This is a genomic window from Streptomyces sp. NBC_00029 (assembly GCF_045160505.1).
Lineage (GTDB): Bacteria > Actinomycetota > Actinomycetes > Streptomycetales > Streptomycetaceae > Streptomyces.
On record NZ_CP108292.1, the window covers coordinates 2,207,223 to 2,229,784 of the forward strand.

The 22,562-nt window shown below is 72.3% G+C and carries 22 protein-coding genes and 2 tRNA genes; 11 read left to right on the forward strand and 13 right to left on the reverse strand.

The window, feature by feature from the left end:
- Positions 1-3: 3 nt before the first annotated feature.
- Together pdxS and OG753_RS10640 are read right to left on the reverse strand one after the other, a co-directional pair.
- Positions 4-921, reverse strand: a complete 918-nt coding sequence (gene pdxS / locus OG753_RS10635; protein WP_030010552.1) for a pyridoxal 5'-phosphate synthase lyase subunit PdxS — start codon at positions 919-921, stop codon at positions 4-6.
- A 171-nt stretch (positions 922-1,092) separates the two neighbouring features.
- Positions 1,093-1,635 carry a hypothetical protein gene (locus OG753_RS10640; protein WP_327261570.1) on the reverse strand — a complete coding sequence of 181 codons (543 nt, stop codon included), beginning with the start codon at positions 1,633-1,635 and terminating at the stop codon, positions 1,093-1,095.
- A 110-nt stretch (positions 1,636-1,745) separates the two neighbouring features.
- On the opposite strand from OG753_RS10640, the gene OG753_RS10645 reads away from it, so the two are divergent.
- Positions 1,746-2,333 (forward strand): hypothetical protein, encoded by a 588-nt coding sequence (locus OG753_RS10645; protein WP_405788229.1) that lies wholly within the window; start codon positions 1,746-1,748, stop codon positions 2,331-2,333.
- Positions 2,334-2,380: 47 nt separating this feature from the next.
- On the opposite strand, the gene OG753_RS10650 is transcribed toward OG753_RS10645, so the two are convergent.
- The 3 genes from OG753_RS10650 to pgsA are packed head-to-tail and all read right to left on the reverse strand — an operon-like array spanning position 2,381 to position 5,120.
- Complete coding sequence (locus OG753_RS10650) at positions 2,381-3,553, reverse strand: glycosyltransferase family 4 protein (RefSeq protein ID WP_327261572.1); 1,173 nt, start codon at positions 3,551-3,553, stop codon at positions 2,381-2,383.
- Positions 3,553-4,455: a phosphatidylinositol mannoside acyltransferase gene (locus tag OG753_RS10655; protein ID WP_327261573.1), complete on the reverse strand. Its 903-nt coding sequence runs from the start codon at positions 4,453-4,455 to the stop codon at positions 3,553-3,555. The genes OG753_RS10650 and OG753_RS10655 overlap by 1 nt, the downstream gene beginning before the upstream one ends.
- Positions 4,455-5,120: a phosphatidylinositol phosphate synthase gene (pgsA, locus tag OG753_RS10660; protein WP_327261574.1), complete on the reverse strand. Its 666-nt coding sequence runs from the start codon at positions 5,118-5,120 to the stop codon at positions 4,455-4,457. Before pgsA ends, OG753_RS10655 begins: the two co-directional genes overlap by 1 nt.
- 356 nt (positions 5,121-5,476) lie before the next feature.
- Here pgsA and OG753_RS10665 point away from each other — a divergent pair, with 356 nt between their 5' ends.
- The 3 genes from OG753_RS10665 (at position 5,477) to OG753_RS10675 (ending at position 9,932) form a co-directional block, all read left to right on the forward strand.
- The gene (locus tag OG753_RS10665) at positions 5,477-7,672 is read left to right on the forward strand and encodes an elongation factor G-like protein EF-G2 (RefSeq protein ID WP_405788232.1); all 2,196 of its coding nucleotides are present in this window, start codon (positions 5,477-5,479) and stop codon (positions 7,670-7,672) included.
- 142 nt (positions 7,673-7,814) lie between these two features.
- Complete coding sequence (locus tag OG753_RS10670; RefSeq protein WP_405788234.1) at positions 7,815-9,479, forward strand: hypothetical protein; 1,665 nt, start codon at positions 7,815-7,817, stop codon at positions 9,477-9,479.
- A gap of 30 nt (positions 9,480-9,509) precedes the next feature.
- The gene (locus tag OG753_RS10675) at positions 9,510-9,932 is read left to right on the forward strand and encodes a DUF1992 domain-containing protein (RefSeq protein WP_405788235.1); all 423 of its coding nucleotides are present in this window, start codon (positions 9,510-9,512) and stop codon (positions 9,930-9,932) included.
- A gap of 53 nt (positions 9,933-9,985) precedes the next feature.
- Here the strand turns inward: OG753_RS10675 and OG753_RS10680 are convergent, their stop codons facing one another.
- Together OG753_RS10680 and thrS are read right to left on the reverse strand one after the other, a co-directional pair.
- A complete protein-coding gene (locus OG753_RS10680; protein WP_405788236.1) occupies positions 9,986-10,546 on the reverse strand; it encodes an HIT family protein in 561 nt (186 codons plus the stop codon).
- A gap of 116 nt (positions 10,547-10,662) precedes the next feature.
- Positions 10,663-12,639 carry a threonine--tRNA ligase gene (thrS, locus tag OG753_RS10685; protein ID WP_327261581.1) on the reverse strand — a complete coding sequence of 659 codons (1,977 nt, stop codon included), beginning with the start codon at positions 12,637-12,639 and terminating at the stop codon, positions 10,663-10,665.
- 145 nt (positions 12,640-12,784) lie between these two features.
- Here thrS and OG753_RS10690 point away from each other — a divergent pair, with 145 nt between their 5' ends.
- Both OG753_RS10690 and OG753_RS10695 read left to right on the forward strand, forming a co-directional pair.
- On the forward strand, positions 12,785-13,288 hold the full coding sequence (locus OG753_RS10690; RefSeq protein WP_405788238.1) for a GNAT family N-acetyltransferase: 504 nt from the start codon (positions 12,785-12,787) through the stop codon (positions 13,286-13,288).
- A 10-nt stretch (positions 13,289-13,298) separates the two neighbouring features.
- Positions 13,299-13,799: a DUF4232 domain-containing protein gene (locus OG753_RS10695; protein ID WP_327261583.1), complete on the forward strand. Its 501-nt coding sequence runs from the start codon at positions 13,299-13,301 to the stop codon at positions 13,797-13,799.
- A 16-nt stretch (positions 13,800-13,815) separates the two neighbouring features.
- Here OG753_RS10695 and OG753_RS10700 read toward each other — a convergent pair whose 3' ends face one another.
- Positions 13,816-15,021 (reverse strand): hypothetical protein, encoded by a 1,206-nt coding sequence (locus OG753_RS10700; RefSeq protein WP_327261584.1) that lies wholly within the window; start codon positions 15,019-15,021, stop codon positions 13,816-13,818.
- Positions 15,021-15,599, reverse strand: coding sequence for a DUF4365 domain-containing protein (locus OG753_RS10705; RefSeq protein ID WP_327261585.1), 579 nt, complete (start codon positions 15,597-15,599; stop codon positions 15,021-15,023). Before OG753_RS10705 ends, OG753_RS10700 begins: the two co-directional genes overlap by 1 nt.
- 202 nt (positions 15,600-15,801) lie before the next feature.
- On the opposite strand from OG753_RS10705, the gene OG753_RS10710 reads away from it, so the two are divergent.
- A complete protein-coding gene (locus OG753_RS10710) occupies positions 15,802-16,527 on the forward strand; it encodes a 3'-5' exonuclease (protein WP_327261586.1) in 726 nt (241 codons plus the stop codon).
- A gap of 61 nt (positions 16,528-16,588) precedes the next feature.
- Here OG753_RS10710 and OG753_RS10715 read toward each other — a convergent pair.
- A tRNA-Val gene (locus OG753_RS10715) sits at positions 16,589-16,660 on the reverse strand.
- Between the two features lie 151 nt (positions 16,661-16,811).
- Between OG753_RS10715 and OG753_RS10720 the strand changes: the two genes are divergently transcribed.
- Positions 16,812-19,154 (forward strand): SCO7613 C-terminal domain-containing membrane protein, encoded by a 2,343-nt coding sequence (locus OG753_RS10720; protein WP_405788239.1) that lies wholly within the window; start codon positions 16,812-16,814, stop codon positions 19,152-19,154.
- 49 nt (positions 19,155-19,203) lie between these two features.
- Here OG753_RS10720 and OG753_RS10725 read toward each other — a convergent pair.
- Both OG753_RS10725 and OG753_RS10730 read right to left on the reverse strand, forming a co-directional pair.
- Positions 19,204-19,275 (reverse strand) — tRNA-Val (locus OG753_RS10725).
- A gap of 46 nt (positions 19,276-19,321) precedes the next feature.
- Entirely contained in the window at positions 19,322-19,804 is a 483-nt protein-coding gene (locus OG753_RS10730; protein WP_405788240.1) for a TIGR02611 family protein, read from the reverse strand.
- A 177-nt stretch (positions 19,805-19,981) separates the two neighbouring features.
- Between OG753_RS10730 and OG753_RS10735 the strand changes: the two genes are divergently transcribed.
- Positions 19,982-20,395 (forward strand): SsgA family sporulation/cell division regulator, encoded by a 414-nt coding sequence (locus OG753_RS10735; RefSeq protein WP_030011909.1) that lies wholly within the window; start codon positions 19,982-19,984, stop codon positions 20,393-20,395.
- Positions 20,396-20,597: 202 nt separating this feature from the next.
- Positions 20,598-21,218, forward strand: coding sequence for a CGNR zinc finger domain-containing protein (locus tag OG753_RS10740; protein ID WP_327261589.1), 621 nt, complete (start codon positions 20,598-20,600; stop codon positions 21,216-21,218).
- 203 nt (positions 21,219-21,421) lie between these two features.
- On the opposite strand, the gene OG753_RS10745 is transcribed toward OG753_RS10740, so the two are convergent.
- Complete coding sequence (locus OG753_RS10745) at positions 21,422-21,889, reverse strand: hypothetical protein (RefSeq protein WP_405788241.1); 468 nt, start codon at positions 21,887-21,889, stop codon at positions 21,422-21,424.
- A gap of 178 nt (positions 21,890-22,067) precedes the next feature.
- Between OG753_RS10745 and OG753_RS10750 the strand changes: the two genes are divergently transcribed.
- On the forward strand, positions 22,068-22,562 hold the full coding sequence (locus OG753_RS10750; RefSeq protein WP_327261592.1) for a DsbA family protein: 495 nt from the start codon (positions 22,068-22,070) through the stop codon (positions 22,560-22,562).

A 22,562-nucleotide genomic window follows, 5' to 3' on the forward strand; every position in this document is an offset into this window, starting at 1 on the left:
CGATTACCAGCCGCGGTTGGCGTAGCGCTCGGACTCGGGGAGGGTGTCGCAGTTGATGCCGACCATGGCCTCGCCCAGGTTGCGGGAGGCGTCCGCGATGATCTTCGGGTCGTCGTAGAAGGTGGTGGCCTTCACGATGGCGGCGGCGCGCTTGGCCGGGTCGCCCGACTTGAAGATGCCGGAGCCGACGAAGACGCCCTCGGCACCGAGCTGGCGCATCAGCGCGGCGTCGGCGGGGGTGGCGACGCCACCGGCGGAGAACAGCACGACCGGGAGCTTGCCGAGCTCGGCAACTTCCTTGACGAGCTCGTACGGGGCGCGCAGCTCCTTGGCGGCGGCGAACAGCTCGTTGTTGTCGTAGCCGCGCAGGCGGGCGATCTCGTTCTTGATCTGGCGCAGGTGGCGGACGGCCTCGACCACGTTGCCGGTGCCGGCCTCGCCCTTCGAGCGAATCATGGCCGCGCCCTCGGCGATGCGGCGCAGGGCCTCGCCCAGGTTGGTGGCGCCACAGACGAAGGGGGTGGTGAACGCCCACTTGTCGGAGTGGTTGACCTCGTCGGCCGGGGTCAGGACCTCGGACTCGTCGATGTAGTCGACGCCGAGGGACTGCAGGACCTGGGCCTCGACGAAGTGGCCGATGCGGGACTTGGCCATGACCGGGATCGAGACGGCCTCGATGATCTCTTCGATCATGTTGGGGTCCGACATGCGCGCGACGCCGCCGTCCTTGCGGATGTCGGCGGGGACCCGCTCCAGGGCCATGACGGCCACGGCGCCGGCGTCCTCGGCGATCTTCGCCTGCTCGGCGTTGACCACGTCCATGATCACGCCGCCCTTCAGCTGCTCGGCCATGCCGCGCTTGACGCGCGAGGTGCCGATCGCCGACTCGGCGGACTGGGGGGAGGTGGGAAGCGTGCTCACGGATTGACCTCACTCGAAGGGAGCTCGAAAGGAAGACGGGGTACTGCTCGTACTACCCGGCCGAGCAAACCCCAGGGGACCAGTCCACTACAAGGGCCAATGTGGAGCCTGTGGCTCCTTGATTTGTCCCTCGCGGCCCTTGGAAGGTCGGCCTGATCGGCAGGACACCCCCTAGACCGGCCGATCTGCAAGATCCACCGGAGGCTCGTCGTCCATTTCGAAGGCGAGCGGGAAGGGCGCGTGCCCCGCCAGTCTGAACCAGCGGACCTTGCGATGCCTGCGCAGCGCGCGGGCGGCCCGTACCGAGTCGTTGAGGAAGCGCCGCGCCATCGGCACCCGGCGGACGGCCGCCGCCAGCTCCTCCGTGGCCTCCGCCCCGCCGGGGGCCGCCTTGAGCACGTCGACCTGGTCGGCATCGGCGAAGACCGCCCGCAGTGCCTGGCTGAGCTCGCTCTCGGCGACCTCGCGGTGCTCCTCCTCGGCCTGCCGGGCGGCGTGCGCGGCCTCGTACAGCACCAGGGAGGAGGCGGGGTCGAGCACCCCGGAGGTGGCCACCTCCAGCACGACGGAGGCCCGGCGTACGAGCTGCGCGTCGAGGGCGGCCCGCGCGGCGTCCATCCGCGAGTGCAGCCGGTCGAGCCGGCCGGCGGTCCAGCTGAGGTAGACCCCGATGACTCCGAGAGCCAGGGCGATCCAGACAAGGGTTTCGATCACGCTGCGCGACCCTACCGCTCCACTCGTCCCCCGCCCCCATCGGGCCTGGCCCCGGCCACCCCGGACCGCATAGGGTCCGTGATCCACACCGATCGGGGGGACACCGGCACATGGCGCCGTACCGCAGACCACTGGCCACAGCCCTGTCCGCCGTGGCGGCCGTCCTCGTGGCGGTCGCCCTGATCGCCTATCGCTGGGGCGGTTCGGACGGCGGTCTCGTCATCCTGAACAAGGTGCACGGCCATTTCGCCACCATGGGCTGGCTGGCGCTGGTCTTCCTGATCGCGGCGGCGCTGCTGGGAGCGCAACGGCCGTACACGCGCGTCGCCCTCGCTCTCCCGGTGGCCGTCCTCGGCGTCCCGGTCATGACCATCTTCACCATGCTGAGCCTCCTGGGCGGCGGGCAGGAGCAGAGCGAGAGCCTCGGAGCCCCCGGCCGCGAGGACCGGCGGCTGGTCGTCGAGCGGGGCTCGGCCATGATCGACCCGCTGTGGTTCGTGTACGTCCACCAGGGCGAGGGCCTGTGGGAGCGCCGCTGGGCCGTGGGCTACTTCAACGGCGACGCCGACGACAACGAACTCCGCGAGGCCGTGTGGACGGCGCCCGACCGGATTCGCCTGACCACCTCCGGCGGCGTGGTCGAGGAGGTGACCATCACCGCCGACGGTCGGCCGGACCGAACCGTCTCCGTCGGGTGACGGCCGACATCGAAATCCCCGGCCGGCCCGACGGAGCGACGCTCGGGTCAGGAGGACGAGACGTCCTTCGAGAAGCCCAGGCGGGTGCGCAGCGGTACCCGCTCGTCCGCGCCGACCGCCGCCGCGCCGTCCGTCACCGTTTCGTAGACGGCCAGGATGTCCGCCCCGACCGTGGACCAGTCGAAGCGGCGGACGTGCGCCGCGCCGCGGGCGCTGAGCTCGGCCCGGCGGCCTGGGTCGCGGAGCAGGGTGATCGCCGCCGTCGCCAGGGCGTCGGCGTTCTCGTTGGCGAAGAGGTCGCCCGCCCCGCCCTGGTCCAGGACCTGCGCGAAGGCGTCCAGGTCCGAGGCGAGGACCGCGGCCCCCGCCGAGAGGGCCTCGACCAGGATGATGCCGAAGCTCTCGCCGCCGGTGTTCGGGGCGACGTACACGTCGACGCTGCGCAGCAGCCGCGCCTTGTCCTCGTCCGAGACCATGCCGAGGAATTCGACCCGCTTGCGCAGGTCCGGGGGCAGGGAGGCCACCGCCTCCTCCTCGTCACCGCGGCCCGCGACGAGCAGCCGTACGTCCGGGCAGGCCTCGACGATCTTCGGGAAGGCGGCCATCAGCACCGGCAGGCCCTTGCGGGGCTCGTCGATCCGGCCGATGAAGCCCAGGGTCTGCCCGGACCACTCGGGGTTGGGCTCGGCCTTGGCGAAGAAGTCCACGTCGACGCCGTTGGGGATGACCACCGCGTCGCCGCCGAGGTGCTCCACCAGCGTGCGCCGGGCGTACTCGCTCACCGCGATCCGCGCGCTGATCTTCTCCAGGGCCGGCTGCAGGATCGGGTACGCGGCGATCATCGCCCGGGACCGGGGGTTCGAGGTGTGGAAGGTCGCCACGATCGGCCCCTGCGCCGCCCAGCAGGACAGCAGGCCCAGCGAGGGCGAGGCCGGCTCGTGGATGTGGATCACGTCGAAGGTGCCGTCGTGGAGCCAGCGCCGCACCCGGGCGGCGGAGAGGAACCCGAAGTTGAGGCGGGCCACGGAGCCGTTGTACGGGACCGGCACCGCCCGCCCCGCCGAGACCACGTACGGCGGCAGCGGGGTGTCGTCGTCCGCCGGAGCGAGCACGGACACCTCGTGGCCGAGGCGGATCAGGTGCTCCGCCAGGTCCCGGATGTGGAACTGGACGCCACCCGGCACGTCCCACGAGTACGGGCACACGATGCCGATCTTCACTACGGGCGCTCCTCCAGGTCGTCCAGCCACAGCCGCTGCAGCATGTGCCAGTCCTCCGGGTGCTCGGCGATGCCCCACGCGAAGACGTCCGCCACCGCCTGCGTCATGACGGTGGTCTTCTCGGTCCGGGTCCCGGTCTTCGGAACCTCCACCTCGGGGTGGATCCGGCCGTACATCCGGGGAGTGTCGCCGTAGTGCAGGGTGGCCGGGAGCAGGACCGCGCCGGTCTGCTGGGCCAGCAGCGCCGGCCCGGCCGGCATCCGCGCGGTGGATCCGAAGAAGTCCACCTCGACCCCGGAGGCCGACAGGTCCCGGTCCGCGACCAGGCAGACCAGGCCGCCGGAGCGCAGCCTGCGGGCGAGGGTGCCGAAGGCGGCTCCGCCGCTGTGCGGCAGGACCTCCATGCCCAGGCTCTCCCGGTAGGCCACGAACCGGTCGTAGAGGCTCTCGGGCTTGAGCCGCTCGGCGACCGTGGTGAACGGCGCCTTCATGTGGCCGATGGCCCAGGCCCCGGCGAGGTCCCAGTTGGCGAGGTGCGGCAGGGCGACGATCACTCCGCGCCCGGAGTCCAGGGCCTCGCGCAGCAGGTGCTCGTCCGTGAACTCGACGTCCGTGCTGAACCGTTTCGGATCCATGGTCGGCAGCCGGAAGGACTCCATCCAGTACCGCATGTAGGAGCGCATGCCCGCCTGCGACAGCTCGCGCAGCCGCTCCGGACCGGCGTCGGGCACCACCCGGGCCAGGTTCGACTCCAGCCGCAGCACGCTCTTGCCGCGCCGCTTCCACGCGAAATCGGCGATCCGCCGGCCGAGGGCCACGGCGGCCGGCTCGGGCAGCTTCTTGACGCCGGCCCAGCCGAGCCCGTACAGCGAGTCGACCAGCTTGTCCTGTGTGGCACCCATCAGGCCGCGCCGCCCTCGGCGGCGGCGGCCGCCGCGTCGGCCTCGGCCGACTCGCGCCGTACGGTGACCACCCGCTGGATCAGGGTGACGAGCGAGCCCACCGCCACGATCCACAGCGCGATCGGCAGCAGCACGCCGATCCAGGACGGCACCCCGAAGGTCTGCAGCCCCGACAGGCCGGCCGCGACCAGCGAGATCACCAGCCGCTCGGCCCGCTCGATGAGCCCGTTGACGGCCACCGGCAGCCCGATCGACTCGCCGCGCGCCTTGGTGTACGAGACCACCTGGCCGCTGGCCAGGCAGAAGATCGCCACCGCACAGAGCGCGTTGTCGTTCCCGGAGCCCGCGTACCAGAGCGCGAGACCGCCGAAGATCGCCGCGTCCGCCACCCGGTCGAGGGTGGAGTCGAGGAAGGCCCCCCACCGGCTGGAGACCCCGGCCTGGCGGGCCATGTTCCCGTCCACCAGGTCGGAGAAGACGAAGAGGGTGATCGTGATCGTGCCCCAGAAGAACTCGCCGCGGGGGAAGAAGAACAGCGCTCCGGCCACGACTCCGGCCGTGCCGATCAGGGTGACCGCGTCCGGGCTCACCCCCCGCCGGAGCAGAAAAGCGGCGAATGGCGTGAGAACACGCGTGAAGAATGCACGCGCGTACTTGTTCAGCATGGCCTTCCCGGAGGGTCGCTGGGCCGCACGGCCACCACGGCCACCGGCTGGCCCATCGTAGCCAGCGCGCCACCGCGCGAGCGCCGCGCACCCACCGGTTCGTGCCACGTAAGACGTACTTCACGCCGCGGACCCCCTCCGACGGGCCCCCGATCCGTCCCCGCGGCGCCCTCGGCACGTGCTGCGCACGCCCTCCCGTACATCCCCGGTACGACGTATGGACGGGATGTGACACCAGTGCAAAGCTCGAAGAATCCCGCATTCCTCCTCCGGGGAGCAGCCGGGAGACCGATCCGGACACCGATCCTCACATCACCCCACCCTCCTCACCGTCACCACCGGGAGGCATGAGAACCATGGGAGCCACATCACACCAAGCCGGAGCCGCCGGCAGGGCACTGACGGCCGACCGCCCCTCTTCCCTCAGGAATGTCGTGCTGGTCGGCCACAGCGGATCCGGCAAGACCACGCTGGTCGAGGCCCTCGCCCTGACCGCGGGAGCGGTCAACCGGGCCGGCCGGGTCGAGGACGGCGCCACCGTCTCCGACTACGACGAGATCGAGCACCGCCGGCAGCGCTCGGTCCAGCTGTCCCTCGTCCCCGTCGAATGGGGCGGAATCAAGATCAATATTTTGGACACCCCCGGGTACGCCGACTTCGTGGGGGAACTCAGGGCCGGTCTGCGCGCCGCGGACGCGGCCCTTTTCGTCGTCTCGGCCTCGGACGGGATCGACGGCGCCACCCGCATGGTCTGGGACGAGTGCGAGGCCGTCGGCATGCCCCGCGCCATCGTCGTGACCCACCTGGAGGCCGCCCGCTCCGACTACACGCAGATGACCACCGTCTGCGGCGAGATCTTCGGCGCCGACGACCCCGACGCCGTCATCCCCCTCTACCTGCCCCTGCACGGCCCGGCCGGTCCCGACGGGCACGCCCCCGTCACCGGCCTGCTCGGCCTGCTCTCGCAGCGCGTCTACGAGTACGCCTCGGGCGAGCGCGTGGAGCGCGACCCCGACCCCGCCGAGCTCTCCCTCATCACCGACGCCCGCGCCCGGCTCATCGAGGGGATCATCGCCGAGAGCGAGGACGAGGGCCTCATGGACCGCTACCTCGGCGGCGAGGAGATCGACCTCAAGACCCTCGTCGACGACCTGGAGCGGGCGGTGGCGCGCGGCACCTTCCACCCCGTCCTGATGGCCGCCCCCGCCGTCGACGGCGCCCGCCAGGGCCTGGGCACCGTGGAACTCCTCGAACTGGTCACCGGCGGCTTCCCCACGCCCCTGGAACGCGCCGCCGTCACCGTCACCCGCCCCGACGGCTCCGCCCGGCCCGCCGTCACCTGCGACCCCGACGGCTCCCTCGTCGCCGAGGTCGTCAAGACCTCCTCCGACCCCTACGTCGGCCGCGTCTCCCTCGTACGCGTCTTCTCCGGCACCCTGAAGGCCGAGGACACCGTCCACGTCAGCGGGCACGGCCTCGCCGACCGCGGGCACGAGGACCACGATGTCGACGAGCGGGTGGGGTCCCTCTCCTCCCCCTTCGGCAAACAGCAGCGCGTCCTGACCCGGTGCATCGCCGGCGACCTCGCCTGCGTCGCCAAGCTCACCCGCGCGGAGACAGGCGACACCCTCTCCGCCAAGGACGATCCGCTCCTCATGGAGCCCTGGACCATGCCGGACCCGCTGCTCCCCCTCGCCATCGAGGCCCACAGCAAGGCCGACGAGGACAAGCTCTCGCAGGGCCTGGCCCGGCTCGTCGCCGAGGACCCCACCATGCGGCTGGAGCAGAACCCGCACACCCACCAGGTCGTCCTGTGGTGCCTCGGCGAGGCCCACCAGGACGTGGCGCTGGAGCGGCTGCGCACCCGCTACGGGGTTCAGGTCGACCCGGTCCCGCACAAGGTGAGCCTGCGCGAGACCTTCGGCGCCAAGGCCGCCGGGCGCGGCCGGCACGTCAAACAGTCCGGTGGTCACGGCCAGTTCGCCATCTGCGAGATCGAGGTGGAGCCGCTCCCGCCCGGCAGCGGCATCGAGTTCGTCGACAAGGTGGTCGGGGGCGCCGTGCCCCGGCAGTTCATCCCGTCCGTGGAGAAGGGCGTACGTGCGCAGGCCGCTCGCGGGGTCGCCGCCGGATACCCGCTGGTCGACGTGCGCGTCACCCTCCGCGACGGCAAGGCGCACTCGGTGGACTCCTCCGACGCCGCCTTCCAGACGGCCGGCGCCCTCGCGCTGCGCGAGGCCGCCGCCGAGGCCCGCATCGACCTGCTCGAACCGGTCGCCGAGCTCGCCGTCCTCGTTCCCGACGAGTACGTCGGACCGGTCATGAGCGACCTCGCGGGCCGTCGCGGCCGTGTCGTCGGCACCGACCAGGCGGGCCCCGGGCGCACGCGGGTGCGCGCCGAGATCCCCGAGATCGAGATCGGCCGCTACGCCGTCGAGCTGCGCTCCGTCTCGCACGGCACGGGCCGCTTCGCCCGCGCGTACGCCCGCCACGAGCCGATGCCGCCGCAGATCGCGGAAAAGGTGCGCGAACAGAACGGGAAGGGAAGTTAGTTGTCGTAGAACCGGGTTCGGCCGCCCACCCAACCAGCTTGCGGTGGGCGGCATTTCCCTGTCCCATGACCATGGGGCGAGATCCGCCGATAGGCTCATCGGCGCACCAAAAGAGCACGAACGCACAGCGATGGGGGCAGCGGTGGCGGACGACGGATTCGACTTCAGGCCCGGAGCGCAGGTCCCGCTGCAGGGTGGCGGGGGGCAGACGGCGGCGACCAACGCCCTCGCCTCGGCCGCGTACCGCGACGGCGGCAAGGACAGCAAGCTCGAGAAGATAATCACCGCCAACAGCGAGAACCACCCCGCGACGGTCAAGCCCCCGAAGATCTCCCTCTTCGAGCCCAGCCTGGGCGAGGCCTTCTGCCGCGCCGTGGAGGCACGGACGCTCGGGGCGGACCGCAAGCCGCTCATCCAGTCCTTCGGCGCCGATCCGCAGACGGTGGTGGAGCACTGTCTGGCCGCCTCGCACATCCGCAAGGAGCGCGACCGCCGGCTCCGGCTGATCATGCTGGTCTGCGGTGTGCTGTTCCTGCCCGGGCTGCTGCTGTGGCTGGGCCTGTTCCAGCTGCGCAAGAGCCTCGCCTCCAAGGAGGGCCGGAGCTCGTGGCTGGGCACCGTACTCCTCGTCGGCGTCGCCGTCGTGGTGGCCGTCCTGATGTTCCGGCTGCCGCTGACCGGCTTCCTCGGCCTGTACGCCCGCGCCATGATCATCGCCCCGGCCCTGGGCTGGCTGCTCGCCCGCCGTACCTGCGAGGCCACCGCCAGGGACCTGCGCTCCCGCTGGGACGGGCTGCTGGCGGGCGGCGGGGTCGGCGCCAAGATCCCGGAGGCCGTGCCCGGCAACCCCGACGAGAAGGCCCGCGAGGACCTGCGCCACCAGCTCGCCAAGCTGACCGCGGAGGACCGCAGCAACCAGGTCTTCTACGCGGGCCCCAAGGGCATCCTCGGCATGGGGACCCGGTGGGGCAGCTGGCAGATGGCCGAGGAACTGGCTCCCAGGAGCGAGGGCATGGAGATCCACCCCTTCCGCAGCTGGGACGTCGTACGCGCGATCGACTCCCAGCTCCGCAAGCTGGAGCGGGGACCGCTGCACACCGGCGGCTTCCCGCCCGCCGCGATCCAGCACTGGATCGTCACCCCGATCGGCGAGGGCGCCGCCGAGGTGGCACGCCCCACCGGCGAGAACGTGGACGCCTTCCTCATCAAGCCGCACGAGATCACCCGGATCTGCAACGAGCAGCAGTTCAGCGCCGGCAACCGGCACTACCTGGGCATCCAGTACCCGCTCTGGGACGGCCAGCTGGTCATCAACATGCTGGTCACGGTCACCGTGCTGTACAAAACGCTGCGCGTGGACGTCACCGCGCACGCGCTGGGCCCCGTACACGGGCTGTTCACGACCAAGTCCGCGGCCCCGACCGTGGAAGTGCCCAAGAGCATCCGCTTCTGGGAGACGGTCGAGCGGCCGCTGCCGCTGGTGGACGTGCAGGAGGTGGTGCGCCTCGCGGTGCGTGCCCCGCTGACCTGGTACCCGCCGCTCCTCGACTACTTCGGCGGCAAGCTGGTCCTGCCCGAGCCCTTCGGCCTGCGTCACGTATGGGCGAGCTCGATGTGGCGCCACCGGTTCATGGCGGACGACGCCCTGCGCACGGTGGCCCCGGTCCTTCGGTCGATCCACGCGGCGACCTTCAAGGTGCTGGAGGAGAACGGCGTCGACACCGACCGCTTCACCAACCGCTCCTCGATCATGAGCGGGCTCATCCAGGAGCCCGCTCCGCGCAAGGCCGACGTCTACGACGCGTAGCTAGGCTGGAGGGGCGGCCGAGGAGGGACCATGACCGAGCGCAAACCACCGGGTGTCAGCTTCGAGTCCTTCGTGGACCGGCAGATCCGGCAGGCCACCGAACGCGGTGACTTCGAGAGCCTGCCCGGCTACGGCAAGCCGCTGGCCTCCCTCGACGCGCCCTACGACGAGCTGTGGTGGATCAAGGGCAAGTTGCACCGCGAGGGCTTCGCCGTCCTGCCTCCGGCGCTCGCGCTGCGCAAGGAGGCGGAGGACGCCCGGGAGAAGGTCCGCGGGGCCCGCACCGAACGCCAGGTGCGGGACGTCCTCACGGAGATCAACGAGAAGATCCGCGCGGCCCTGCGCATGCCCCCGCCGGGCCCGCCCCTGGGACTGACCGAGTTCGACGTCGAGGCCGAGCTGGAGGACTGGCGCCGGACGCGCAGGGACGGGCCCCGGCAGGATCCGGCCTGATCCGGCCCCTTCTGACTCGATCCGGCCAGATCGTCGAGCAGCTTCTACGACACCTAGTCGTTCGGCCAGGCGTCGGCCAGCATCTGGCGGGTGTCCGCGAGGAGTTGGGGCAGCACCTTGGTATGACCCACGACCGGCATGAAGTTCGTGTCCCCGCCCCAGCGGGGCACGATGTGCTGGTGCAGGTGCGCGGCGATGCCGGCGCCGGCGGCCGCGCCCTGGTTCATGCCGATGTTGAATCCGTGCGCACCCGAGGCCTCGCGCAGCGCGATCATGGCCCGTTTGGTGAGGTCGGCCAGCTCGGCCGTCTCCAGCGCGTCGAGCTCCGTGTAGTCCGCGACGTGCCGGTACGGGACCACCATCAGGTGGCCGCCGTTGTACGGGTAGAGGTTCAGCACGGCGTACACGTGCCGGCCCCGCGCGACGACCAGGCCGTCCTGGTCCGACATCTCCGGAATCCCGCAGAAGGGACAGCCGTCCCCGGCCTCCGGGCCGGTCGGCTTGTTCTCCCCTTGGATGTAGGCCATCCGGTGGGGCGTCCACAGACGCTGGAACGCGTCCTGCGTGCCCACACCGATCTGCTGCTCCGGCTGAGTCGTCATGGCGGCAAGCATATGACCTTGGCTTCGGGTACGAGGAAGGCCCCCGGAAAGTGATCACTTCCCGGGGGCCTTCCCGTGCCGGACGAGCCGGATCAGGCGGTCCGGAGCCGGTCCGGACGCTTCGTGCGTCAGACCTGGACGCGGTCCGCGACGACCTTGGCCAGCTTGGCCAGCGCCTCGTCCTTGGCGATGCCGTTCTCCTGCGAACCGTCGCGGTAGCGGAAGGAGACCGTGCCCGCGGCCATGTCCTCGTCGCCGACGATGATCATGAACGGCACCTTGAGCTTCTGGTGGTTGCGGATCTTCTTCTGCATGCGGTCGGAGGAGGCGTCCACCTCGACCCGCAGGCCCTGCTTCTTCGCCGCCGCGGCGAACTCCTGCAGGTACTCGACGTGCCCGTCGCCGATCGGGATGCCGACCGCCTGGACCGGGGCGAGCCACGGCGGCATGGCGCCCGCGTAGTGCTCCAGCAGCACGGCGAAGAACCGCTCGATCGAACCGAACAGCGCACGGTGGATCATGACCGGGCGCTGACGCGAGCCGTCCGGCGCGGTGTACTCGAGGTTGAAGCGCTCCGGCAGGTTGAAGTCCAGCTGCACGGTCGACATCTGCCAGGTACGGCCGATGGCGTCCTTGCACTGGACCGAGATCTTCGGACCGTAGAAGGCGGCGCCGCCCGGGTCCGGGACCAGCGGGAGGCCCTGCTTCTCGGCGACCTGCGCGAGGACCGCGGTCGCCTCCTCCCAGGCCTCGTCCGAGCCGACGAACTTCTCCGGGTCCTTGGTGGACAGCTCCAGGTAGAAGTCGGTCAGGCCGTAGTCGCGCAGCAGGTTGAGCACGAAGGTGAGGGTCGTGTCGAGCTCCTCCGCCATCTGCTCGCGGGTGCAGTAGATGTGCGCGTCGTCCTGGGTGAAGCCGCGGGCGCGGGTCAGGCCGTGGACCACACCGGACTTCTCGTACCGGTACACGGTGCCGAACTCGAAGAGGCGCAGCGGCAGTTCGCGGTAGGAGCGGCCGCGCGCGTCGAAGATCAGGTTGTGCATCGGGCAGTTCATGGGCTTGAGGTAGTAGTCGGTACCACCGTCGAGCTGCATGGGGGGGTACATGCCCTCCGCGTACCAGTCCAGGTGGCCGCTCTTCTCGAAGAGGGCGCCCTTGGTGGCGTGCGGGGAGTAGACGAACTCGTAGCCCTCCTCCTCGTGCCGCTTGCGCGAGTAGTCCTCCATGGTCCGGCGGATGATGCCGCCGCGCGGGTGGAAGACGGCGAGGCCGGAGCCGATCTCGTCGGGGATGGAGAAGAGGTCGAGCTCATTGCCGAGCTTGCGGTGGTCGCGCTTCTCGGCCTCGGCGAGGAAGTCGAGGTGGGCCTTCAGCTCTTCCTTGGACGGCCACGCGGTGCCGTAGATGCGCTGGAGCATCGGGTTCTTCTCGCTGCCGCGCCAGTAGGCGGCCGCGTTGCGCATGAGCTTGAAGGCCGGGATGTTCCGGGTGGTGGGCAGGTGGGGACCGCGGCAGAGGTCCTTCCAGCACAGGTCGCCGGTCTTCGCGTCCAGGTTGTCGTAGATGGTCAGCTCGCCGCCGCCCACCTCGACGTTCGCACCGTCGTCGGTGGACGCCGAGCCCTTGATGCCGATGAGCTCCAGCTTGTACGGCTCGTCGGCCAGCTCCTCGCGGGCCGCCTCGTCGGTGACGACGCGGCGGGAGAAGCGCTGGCCGCGCTTCTGGATCTCCTGCATCTTCTTCTCGATGGCCTTCAGGTCCTCCGGGGTGAAGGGCCGGGCCACGTCGAAGTCGTAGTAGAAGCCGTTCTGGACCGGCGGGCCGATGCCCAGCTTGGCCTCGGGGAACAGCTCCTGCACGGCCTGCGCCATGACGTGCGCGGTCGAGTGGCGCAGGATGTTCAGGCCGTCCTCGGAGGAGATCTCCACCGGTTCGACGGTCTCGCCGTCCTGCACCTCGTACGCGAGGTCCTTGAGCTCGCCCGCAATGCGCGCGGCGACGATGGTGCGCTCGCCGGCGAAGAGCTCCGCCGCCGTAGTGCCCGTGGCCACCACGCGCTCGTCCCGCTCGGAATCGCGTTGGATGATCACACGGACGTCTGACACCGGTCTCTCCTGACTCAGGGGGTGCGCGGGCGAACGCCGCGCGCCTGAATCGTACCGAGCGGAGTGGCTGCGCCGCTAAACGGTTACCGGTGGGGCCCGGGCAGCGGGGCCGGGGGCGGCCCGCCGACGCGTAACGTGGCCCGCCATGCAGATACGCGCGCTGGACCTCACCGACGATGCCACCGCGGCGGCCGTGCACCGGATCGGGCGGGCCGCGTACACGGTGGAGGCCGGCCTCATCGGCTTCGACGGCATCCCGGCCCTGGGTGAGAGCCTCGCCGAAATGCGGGGCCGCGCTCTGCACTGGCTCGGCGCGTTCTCCGGGGACGGCACGCTCGACGGCTTCCTCGCCTGGGAGGAGGAGGCCGCTGTCGTCTCCATCGACCGGCTGTGCGTGGACCCCGGGCGGTTCCGGCGGGGGGTCGGCTCGATGCTGCTGCGCCATGTCCTGGTGGAGATGTTCCCCGGACGGGCCGTCGAGGTCACGACCGGCGCCGCCAACGCTCCCGCGGTGACCCTCTACGAACGGCTGGGCCTCACCCGCGGCCCGGACTTCTCCCCCGTGCCGGGGCTGACCATGGCCTCCTTCGGCCGGGCCGCCGCGAACGCCGCGTGCGATGGTGGAAGGGGATCTTCCGACCGGGTGTGAGGTGACTCCTGTGGGACTGACCAGGAACGCGGCCGCCCTGGGCGCCGCGACGGCCGTGCTGGCGGGCGGACTGCTCTTCGGCGCCACCGCCACGGCGGCGCCCGCCGCGGCGTGCAGCGGAGAGCAGCTCTCGGCGACCGGCGCGGACCGGACGGACTCCACACGGGTGCGGTTCACGGTGGTCAACGAGGGACCGGCGTGCGAGCTGCGCGGCTTCCCGACGGTGGCCCTCGCGGGCCAGGGCTCACCGGAACGGAACGCGCCGCTGCGCGTCGTCCCCCGGGGCGAGGCCCGGCCGGTGCTGCTGGCCGCGGGCGGATCCGCCTCGACGCTCCTGACCTTCACCCCGGTCCTCGGCGAGGCGGACGGCTACTGCGCCTCCGGGGCCGATCCGACCGTCGCCCCCTCGCTGGTGGTGGGCGTAGCGGGCACGGGCTTCCAGGTGGCCCCGTCCGACGGCGGCGAATTCGCCCTCTGCGGCACCACAGTCCGGGCCACCGCCTTCCGCTAGGCGGTCTCTTTCGTTTTCAGTCGTCCGAGGGCAGGACGTCCTCGGGGTCGAAGGACGCGTCCAGCGACTTCATCAGCCGGTCCCGCTCGACCTCGTCCAGCGGGACCGGTGTCACGTCCGCCGCGTCGGCGAGCCGCCGGAATCCGCCCCGGCGTTGCAGCCGGCCGGTGACCCGGACCGGCAGGCCCACCAGGTGGGCGTGGCCCGCGATGCGGTACGACTCCTCGTCGAGCGCCGCCCGGACGTACGGGACCTCCGCCCCGGCCAGCACCCGCAGCCGGACCGTTCCCCCTCCCCCGGCGGCCTTTCGCCGCATCCGCACCACGGCCCCCGCGAGCCGGACCGGTACGGCGGGTTCCGCGCGGGTGTAGCGGGCCGCGGCCTCCCGCAGTACGGGGAGGTCGCCCGGTGAGAACTCCACCGGCTCGGGGCGGGCCGCGCAGCCCGCCGGGACCCCCGCCGCGGGTGCCCAGGCCAGCGCGATCCGGGCTCCTTCCGAGCCCCGGACCAGGGCGACGAGTGCCTCGGCGAGTTCCCGGCTGACGCCGGCGGCCACCGCCGCGTCGAAGGCCTCCATGCCGCCGGTGGCCCGCTGGTAGTCCACCGCCTCACGGGTCGCGTGCAGGGCGTGGTGCAGTCGGGTCACGGGTCCCCGGCCGCCGTCCACGGGGACGTACGCGGTCAGCCGTCGCCCGCCCGGGGAGGGTCCGACCAGGACCCCGTCCAGGGTGCGCTCGGCCTGCGCCTGGTGCCGGGCCCCGTAGTAGCCGGCCCGGGCCCGGTCGGCGAGGGCGGCCGCGAGAAGCAGCCGGCGGGCGGCGGAGCGCAGCTGTTCCTGTACGGGCCAGGCGGCCTCGCCCCGGAAGCCGTAGGGCCCTTCGGGTATCTCCCGCTCCCAGCGGATCTCGTCGCTGGGCACGCTCAGCCCGAGGAGCACCTCGCGCGCCGAGGGGAGCCCGCCGTGGGCCAGGGCGGTGAGCGCCTCCTCCAGGAGGTCCGTGCAGTCGGGGAAGGTGCGGCTCTCGGGGACGAGCAGGCTGGTGCCGGAGCGCCCGGGCGGGCTCCAGCGCCCGTACCTGCCGGCCGCGCCGCCCCGGCGCAGCCACCCGTGCCGGTGCAGCAGGGCCCCCAGGACCTGCGGGTCGACGTGTGCGGGATCGGGGCCGCCCGGGGTGTACGGCGGGGACGGGAGCGGTTGGAGGTGCGGTGAGTGCAGGTTCATCAGGGTGTCCCTCCCGACCCGACCCGGGTCATGATCTCGCACAGCGCCCGGTCGTCGAAGATCCGCGTGGTGGGGATCCGTACGGTGGTGCGGCGCCGGCCGGTCACGGGGTGTCCGGCGAGGTTGGTCCAGTAGCAGCAGTGCCTCAGGTCGAGCCGGTCGTGCCCGGCGGCGAGCCACTGGTCGCGCTCCCTCGGTACGAGCATCACGACGAGGATCTTGTGGACGGTGACGGGCGTCCGGGCCAGCTTCACCAGGTGCTCGTTGTCGAGGGTGAAGCCGAAGGTGGCCCCGGCCGGCCGGGGCGGTATCTGGTAGGTCGCCTTGAGCTGCACCTTGATGGTGACCTCGTCGTCGACGACGTGTTCCGGTGCCCCGTGCGAGACGTGCCAGTCGATGCCGTTGTCGGGGAAGGGCTGGGAGAGCGAGCACCCCGCGGCGGCCGCGACGGCGTGCAGGTATCCCACCTGGAGGGTCTCCATGCAGGCGGTGGTGGCGAGCGTGCCGCGCAGGGAGCCGGTCCGCGGACCCGTCCCCTCCTGCAGCACCCCGCTCGGTTCGGGCTGTGTGAGCGCCATGGCCGGCTCCCCATGCCTTGCGGGCTCTGCCGCGAGCGGTGCTGGGTGACGACCGGTCATGCGTACGGTCCCCCAAAGAAGTTGTCTCCGTACCCGGCTGCCCGCAAACGGCGTACGGGGCAAACAGCCCGGGTATCACCGATGCGGCGGGGGTGGTGTGTTCAGGAAGCGCCACCAGCCGCTCGGGGACGAGGAGTTCGCCATGACACGCTGGTACGAGGGCCCGCTGGCCGCATTCGACACGGAGACCACCGGGGTGGACGTCGAGCAGGACCGGATCGTGTCCGCCGCGCTCGTCGTCCAGGAGTGTGCGGGCGGCCGGGTCCGCACCACGCGGTGGCTGGTCAATCCCGGTGTGCCGGTGCCGCCGGGCGCCACGGAAGTGCACGGGCTGACCGACGAGCACCTGCAGCGCCACGGGCGCTGGCCGGCACCGGTGGTGGAGGAGATAGCCCGGGCGCTCGGGGAGCAGCAGGTGGCGGGCCGTCCGGTGGTGGTGATGAACGCGCCGTTCGACCTGACGCTGCTGGACCGGGAGTTGCGCCGGCACCGGGCGTCGTCGCTGTCGCGGTATCTGGACAACCGGCCGCTGACGGTGCTGGATCCGCGGGTGCTGGACAAGCATCTGGACCGGTACCGCAAGGGCCGCCGGACGCTGACGGACCTGTGCGCGCACTACGGCATCGAGTTGGAGGGCGCGCACGACGCGGCGGCGGACGCGATGGCCTCACTGGAGCTCGTACGGGCGGTGGGGCGGCGGTTCGCGGCCCGGCTGGAGCGCCTGTCGCCGGCCGAGCTGCACACGCTGCAGGCCGTGTGGCACGCGGCGCAGGCGCGCGGTCTGCAGGCGTGGTTCGCGCGCCAGGGGACGCCCGAGCCGGTGGATCCGCACTGGCCGCTGCGGCCGGACCTGTCGACCGCAGCGTAGGACGACACGGGCCCGGACATGCGGAAGGCCGGTCCGTCTGTGACGGACCGGCCTGTCCCGGTGGGCGATACTGGGATCGAACCAGTGACCCCTTCGGTGTGAACGAAGTGCTCTCCCGCTGAGCTAATCGCCCGGGAACGGACTGAACAATACAGAAGGCTCGGGGCTGGTTCAAACCGCTTCCCCGGCGGGGGACCGCCGGGCGCAGCTCACGTACCTACTCAGGGCACATCTGAGTACGCACACCCATGTCCTGACTGCGTGACCGGCGCCACACTCCCCCTATGAACACCCCTATGCCGCCCGCCGAAGAGCTGGCGCTCATCGACCGCGAGCTGGCTCAACTCGATGCCCGGCGGCTCTATTTGCTGGGCCGCCGGGACTGGCTGCTGCGCCTGCTGCAGCAGGCCGGGCCCGCGCCCGCCCCGGTCCGCTGGGGTCCCGCCGCGTCCTCCGCACCCACCACCGGGCCGGCGAAGGACGCCTCGGCCCCGAGCGCGCAGAACGTGCTGCTCGTCCTGGGCGCCGTGCTGCTGGCCGTCGCCGCGCTCGCGTTCACGCTGGTCAGCTGGGGGTCCATGGGGATCGCCGGGCGCTCGGCGGTGCTGGTCGTGGTGACTGCGGCGGCGCTGGGCGCACCCGTGCTGCTGCTGCGCCGCGGGCTGCGGTCGACGGCGGAGTCGGTCGCCGCGGTCGGCCTGCTGCTGACGGTGCTCGACGCGTACGCGCTGTACGCGGTCGGCATGCCGGAGCTCGACGGCACCGGCTACGCGGCCGGGGCGGCGGCCGTGCTGGCGGCGGCCTGGGCCGGGTACGGCGCGGGCCTGCGCAAGCTGCGGCTCCCGTTGCCGGCGGCGCTGCTGGCGGCGCAGTTCCCGCTGCCGCTGGCGGCGCTGGCCGGTCAGCCGGGGCCGCTGGAGCTCGGCTGGGCGCTGCTGGCGACGGCGGCACTGGATGCGGCGCTCGCGCTGCGGGTGAAGGCGGCGGCGGTTCCGGCGGCCGTCATGGGCGCGGGTGCGCTGCTGATCGGCGTGGCGCGGTCGTGGTCGGCCGATTCGGCGGCGCAGGCGCTGGCCCCGGCGGCGCTGCTGCTGGCGGGCGCGGCCCTCGCGGTGGCGGTGGCCTGGCGTGAGCCGCGCGCCTCGGCCGCGGCGCTGGTGGGCGGCCTGGCGTCGGTGGTCGCTCTGGGCGGGCTGGCCCGGCCGGGCCTGGACCCGGCCTGGGTGGTGCTGGTGCACCTGCTGCTGGCGCTGCCGCTGCTGGCGGCGGTACGGGCCTCCGCGCTCCCGGCGGCGGTCCGGCGCGGGCTCGCCCGGGGCGGCGCAGTGGTGGCGTCCGTGGCGGCGCTGGCGGCGGGTTCCGCGGTGGCTCTGACGCTGCCGGCCCGGGTGCGGGTGCTGGCCGAGGTCTGGGCGTCGACGACCCCGGACCGGGAACCGTACGGGCCGGGGGCGGCGGTCACTCTGACCCTGCTGATCTCCGCGGGTGCGGCCTGGTGGCTGTCGCGGGCGCTGTCGCGGCCGGAACCGTTGGTGGTGGCGGTGGTCCTGGCGTGGGCGGGGCTGTTCACGGCGCCGGAGCTGCTCGGGTTCCCGGTGGCGGCGGTGTTCGCCGCGCAGCTCGTGGTGACGGGTGCGGCGGGGCTCCTGGCCCTGCGCTCGCCGGTGCTCGGGGCCCGGATCGCGGCGGCGGTGTGCGCGGCGGCCGGGGCCGCGAACGTGTCCCTGGGCGCGCTGGACGGCCGGGCGGCGACCTTCGCTGTGTGGGGGCTGCTCGGTGCGGGCTGTGCGGCGGGAGCGGCGTACGGGGCGGCTCCGCGGGCCGCCCGGGCCGGGGCGGCCGTGTGCGCGGTCGGATACGCCACGGGCGTGCTGGTGGCCGCGGGCGCGGTGACGGACCTGGCGGTGGTGTGGTGGTCCCTCCCGGTGCTCGCGGTGCCGGCGCTGGTGGCGGCGCTCGGACCGCGGCTGGGTGAGGTGCGGCTGCCGGCCGAGATCGCGGCGGGTGCGGCGGGCGGGCTGGCGGTGGCCCTGTCGGCCGGGCGGCCGGGCACGCTGGCGCTGGTGCTCGCGCTGGCCGGGGTGATCTGTGCGGGGGCCGCGGTACGGCCGGAACGGCGGGTTCTGGGCTGGGCCGCGGGTGCGCTGTTCGCGGCGGCGACCTGGGTGCGGCTGGCCGAGGCCGGGGTCACCGCGCCGGAGGCCTACACGCTGCCGGTGACGGTGCCGGCCCTCGTGGTGGGTCTCCTGCGGCGGCGCCGGGACCCGCAAGCCTCGTCCTGGGCGGCGTACGGCCCGGGGCTGGCGGCGACCCTGGTGCCGAGCCTGCTGGTGGCCCTGGAGGACCGGAACTGGGTGCGCCCGCTGCTGCTGGGGCTGGCCGCGCTGGCCCTGACCCTGATCGGCGCCCAGCGGCGGCTGCAGGCCCCGCTGCTGCTGGGCGGCGCGGTGCTGGCGGTGGTGGCGGTGCACGAGCTCGCCCCGTACGTGGTCCAGGTCGCGGGTGCGCTCCCGCGCTGGGTGCTGCCGGCCCTGGCGGGTCTGCTGCTGCTGGCGGTGGGGGCGACGTACGAGCGGCGGCTGCGGGACGCCCGCCGCCTGCGGGACGCGATCGGCCGGCTGCGGTGAAACGCCGGAGGCCCGGAGACTGTGAAAGTCTCCGGGCCTCGGGTCCGGGTGGGCGATACTGGGTTCGAACCAGTGACCCCTTCGGTGTGAACGAAGTGCTCTCCCACTGAGCTAATCGCCCGGACGCACCGCAAACATTACCGCATGTCAGCGGTGCTCCTTGACCATCACTGGTCCTTGAGGCTCCAGGGCAGGACGAGCCCGTACTTCCACAGGTAGAAGCCGATCAGCGCGCCCGCGATGACGAGGCCCACGCTGGTCAGGATGATGTTGCGGCGGCGGACCTTCGGGTCGAGCGCCTTCTGCGCGGCCTCGGTGACCTTCCGCTTCGTCCAGCGCAGCACGAGGTGCGCCCAGGCGAACTCGGTGGCCCAGATCGCCAGGCCCGCGAAGATCGCGACCCAGCCGGGGCCGGGCAGCACGAGCATCGCGACACCGGCGCCGATCACTGCGAGGCCGACGATGAAGACGCCGACCTGCCAGCTCAGGTGCAGGCTCCTGCTCCGCTTGATGAAGGCCGGGGCCTTCGATACGTGCGGCGTCTCCTCGGCCGCCTCGGCGGCTGCTTCCGCGCCGGATCCCGTGGCGGGTCCCGTGGTGGATTCGTCGGCGGCGGACTCGTGCGTCCCGTGGTCACTCCCCGTATTCATGAGTCCGAATCTACCGGAGCTCGATGCACACGTGAATGCAGGTTTGGATCCGCCGTCCGAGGGACCCAGAGGTCCGCAAAACGGTCAGAGGGGTTTACAACGGCACCGTAGGTGGCATGTCGATTTCGCCGACGTGCGAATCCCCGAGCGCACACTGAGCGAAAGGCCCTGGCGCTTATGAACACCACGGTCAGCTGCGAGCTGCACCTGCGCCTCGTTGTGTCGAGCGAGTCCTCACTGCCTGTTCCCGCGGGCCTGCGGTATGACACGGCCGACCCCTACGCCGTGCACGCCACCTTCCACACCGGCGCCGAGGAGACGGTCGAATGGGTATTCGCCCGCGACCTCCTCGCGGAGGGTCTCCACCGGCCCACCGGTACCGGCGACGTCCGCGTCTGGCCGTCCCGCAGCCACGGTCAGGGCGTCGTCTGCATCGCCCTGAGCTCACCGGAGGGAGAAGCACTGCTCGAAGCACCCGCCCGAGCACTCGAGTCGTTCCTCAAGCGGACGGACGCCGCGGTCCCACCCGGGACCGAGCACCGGCACTTCGACCTCGACAAGGAGCTCTCCCACATCCTGGCCGAAAGCTGAGCCAGGCCTACAGCCGCTCGACACCGTCCGACTCGGGGCGACGGTGCGGTGCGGCCGACAACCACATACGGCAGTGCCGGCGCTGTTCCCGCGGAAGCCATCCGCGAGGACGGCGCCGGTGTGCTGCGACGGGACCCGCTATTGTCGGGCGGCAGCGGCGGCGCCTCCCGTCGCCGCAGGCCCGGCCCCCTAGGGAGACCCCGTGCAGATCCCCCACGACACCCGTCGCGCGCTCGACGTCGTCGTCGCGCTGGTGAACACCGCGGCCGAGTCGGACCAGCCCGACGGGCTCTCGGACATCGGCGCCCTGCGCGGATTCGTCCAGGAATACTCGATCAGCGACGTCGGCGAGCTCAGCGCCCGCGACCTGGCCGGCGTGCGTACCGTGCGCAGCAAGTTCGCCCAGGTCTTCGCCTCACCGAACCCGCGTGCGGCCTCCATACTGATCAACGAGCTCGTGGCCACGGCCGGCACCACGCCGCAGCTGACCGACCACGACGGCTACGACTGGCACGTGCACTACTTCGCGCCGGGCGCGTCGGTGGGGGACCACCTGGCGGCCGACGGCGGCATGGCCCTGGCCTTCATCGTGGTCTCCGGCGAACAGGAGCGGCTGCGCCGCTGCGAGGCGCCGGACTGCCGGCGGGCCTTCGTGGACCTGTCCCGCAACCGCTCCCGGCGCTACTGCGACAGCCGGACCTGCGGGAACCGGCTGCACGTGGCGGCGTACCGGGCCCGGCGCAAGGAGGCCGACGCGGAGGCGTCAGAGCAGGTAGAGATCGTGCACGGCGGCGAGCAGCAGCAGGATGCCGATCACCGCTAGGAAGATCATCAGGGGCGGTTGGGAGAGCGCGAAGAGGCAGCCCCGCGGCTCCTCCACCACTGGGGCGGGTACCGGCGGCTCACCGTGCGATGTCTCGAACATGTCGGGCCGATGATGGCGCAGCGCGCCGATCACCGCCCTTCAACACGCCAACATCCGCGCGGCAGTTCGCCCGATCTTGTGGACGAGTGGCGTTCCGCGGGTCAGATCCCGTGCTTCTTGAGGATGGCCTCGATGTCGGAGAAGTCGTCCGCGGGGGCGGCGGACTGCGGCGCCGGGCCGGTGCGGGCGGCGCCGGATCCCAGCGACGGCGCGGAGGCGGCCGGGGCCACGGCCCCGGTGGCCGGGCGGCCCTTGACCTTCTTCGCGGGCCCGGCGGGCCCGGCGGCCTCGGCGGGGTCCCCGGAAGCGGCCGGACTGCGGCGCTCGATGGCACGGGTGGTCATGAACAGCACCCATGACAGCCCGAGCAGCCCGAAGCCGGCCCACACCACCGGGTCGAAGACCATCCCGGACACCCAGTCCACGAAGCCGGTCATCACCAGGGCGACCGGCACGAGCGCGTACGCGGTGATCCGCACGGCGGCCAGGAAGCGCTTGCGGTAGGCGGTCACCGCGGCGAGGCCCAGGCCCGCCGCTGACACCGCGGAGCAAATGGTCTCGGCAAGCATGCGGTCCTCCGGACTCTCGGCGGGGCTCGGCGATCTGTCCCTATCCATCCTGCACCGGCCGCAGCCGCAGCGGCCAGGTCCGCAGCCGCTCCCGGGCGGATCTCCGGGACATCTCCGGGTCGCGCCTCCTCCCTGGGTCCCGGTCGGTGGGCCCGGCGGGGGCTGGGAGACTGTCCGTATGACCGATTCCGTGATCCTCGACGTCTGGTGCGAACTGCAGTGCCCGGACTGCCACCGCGCCCTGGACGACGTTCGCGCCCTGCGGGCCCGCTACGGCGACCGGCTGGACATCCGGCTGCGCCACTTCCCCCTGGAGAAGCACAAGCACTCCTTCGCCGCGGCGCAGGCCGCCGAGGAGGCGGTCGAGCAGGGACTGGGCTGGCCCTATGCGGAGGCCGTGCTGGAGCGCACCGCGGAGCTGGCCGAGCGCGGCGAGCCGGTGCTGCTGGATGTGGCGCGTGAACTGGGCCTCGACGTCGAGGAGTTCGACACCGCCCTGATCGACGGGCGGCACATCCTGATCGTCGACGCCGACCAGGCCGAGGGCAAGGCGATCGGCGTGACCGGCACCCCGACGTACGTGATCGACGGACAGCGTCTCGACGGCGGCAAGAGCCAGGACGGCCTGCGCGCCCGCATCGAGGAGATCGCGGACCGCCTGCTGGCGGCCTGA

Bases quoted from the DNA above. Each gene is read 5' to 3' on its own strand.
- OG753_RS10700 (WP_327261584.1), bottom strand. From the start codon at position 15,021: ATGAACCTGCACTCACCGCACCTCCAACCGCTCCCGTCCCCGCCGTAC.
- OG753_RS10690 (WP_405788238.1), top strand. From the start codon at position 12,785: ATGCAGATACGCGCGCTGGACCTCACCGACGATGCCACCGCGGCGGCC.
- OG753_RS10750 (WP_327261592.1), top strand. From the start codon at position 22,068: ATGACCGATTCCGTGATCCTCGACGTCTGGTGCGAACTGCAGTGCCCG.
- OG753_RS10680 (WP_405788236.1), bottom strand. From the start codon at position 10,546: ATGCTTGCCGCCATGACGACTCAGCCGGAGCAGCAGATCGGTGTGGGC.
- OG753_RS10730 (WP_405788240.1), bottom strand. From the start codon at position 19,804: ATGAATACGGGGAGTGACCACGGGACGCACGAGTCCGCCGCCGACGAA.
- OG753_RS10645 (WP_405788229.1), top strand. From the start codon at position 1,746: ATGGCGCCGTACCGCAGACCACTGGCCACAGCCCTGTCCGCCGTGGCG.
- OG753_RS10705 (WP_327261585.1), bottom strand. From the start codon at position 15,599: ATGGCGCTCACACAGCCCGAACCGAGCGGGGTGCTGCAGGAGGGGACG.
- OG753_RS10710 (WP_327261586.1), top strand. From the start codon at position 15,802: ATGACACGCTGGTACGAGGGCCCGCTGGCCGCATTCGACACGGAGACC.
- pgsA (WP_327261574.1), bottom strand. From the start codon at position 5,120: ATGCTGAACAAGTACGCGCGTGCATTCTTCACGCGTGTTCTCACGCCA.
- OG753_RS10735 (WP_030011909.1), top strand. From the start codon at position 19,982: ATGAACACCACGGTCAGCTGCGAGCTGCACCTGCGCCTCGTTGTGTCG.
- OG753_RS10655 (WP_327261573.1), bottom strand. From the start codon at position 4,455: ATGGGTGCCACACAGGACAAGCTGGTCGACTCGCTGTACGGGCTCGGC.
- OG753_RS10745 (WP_405788241.1), bottom strand. From the start codon at position 21,889: ATGCTTGCCGAGACCATTTGCTCCGCGGTGTCAGCGGCGGGCCTGGGC.
- OG753_RS10675 (WP_405788235.1), top strand. From the start codon at position 9,510: ATGACCGAGCGCAAACCACCGGGTGTCAGCTTCGAGTCCTTCGTGGAC.
- OG753_RS10665 (WP_405788232.1), top strand. From the start codon at position 5,477: ATGGGAGCCACATCACACCAAGCCGGAGCCGCCGGCAGGGCACTGACG.
- OG753_RS10720 (WP_405788239.1), top strand. From the start codon at position 16,812: ATGAACACCCCTATGCCGCCCGCCGAAGAGCTGGCGCTCATCGACCGC.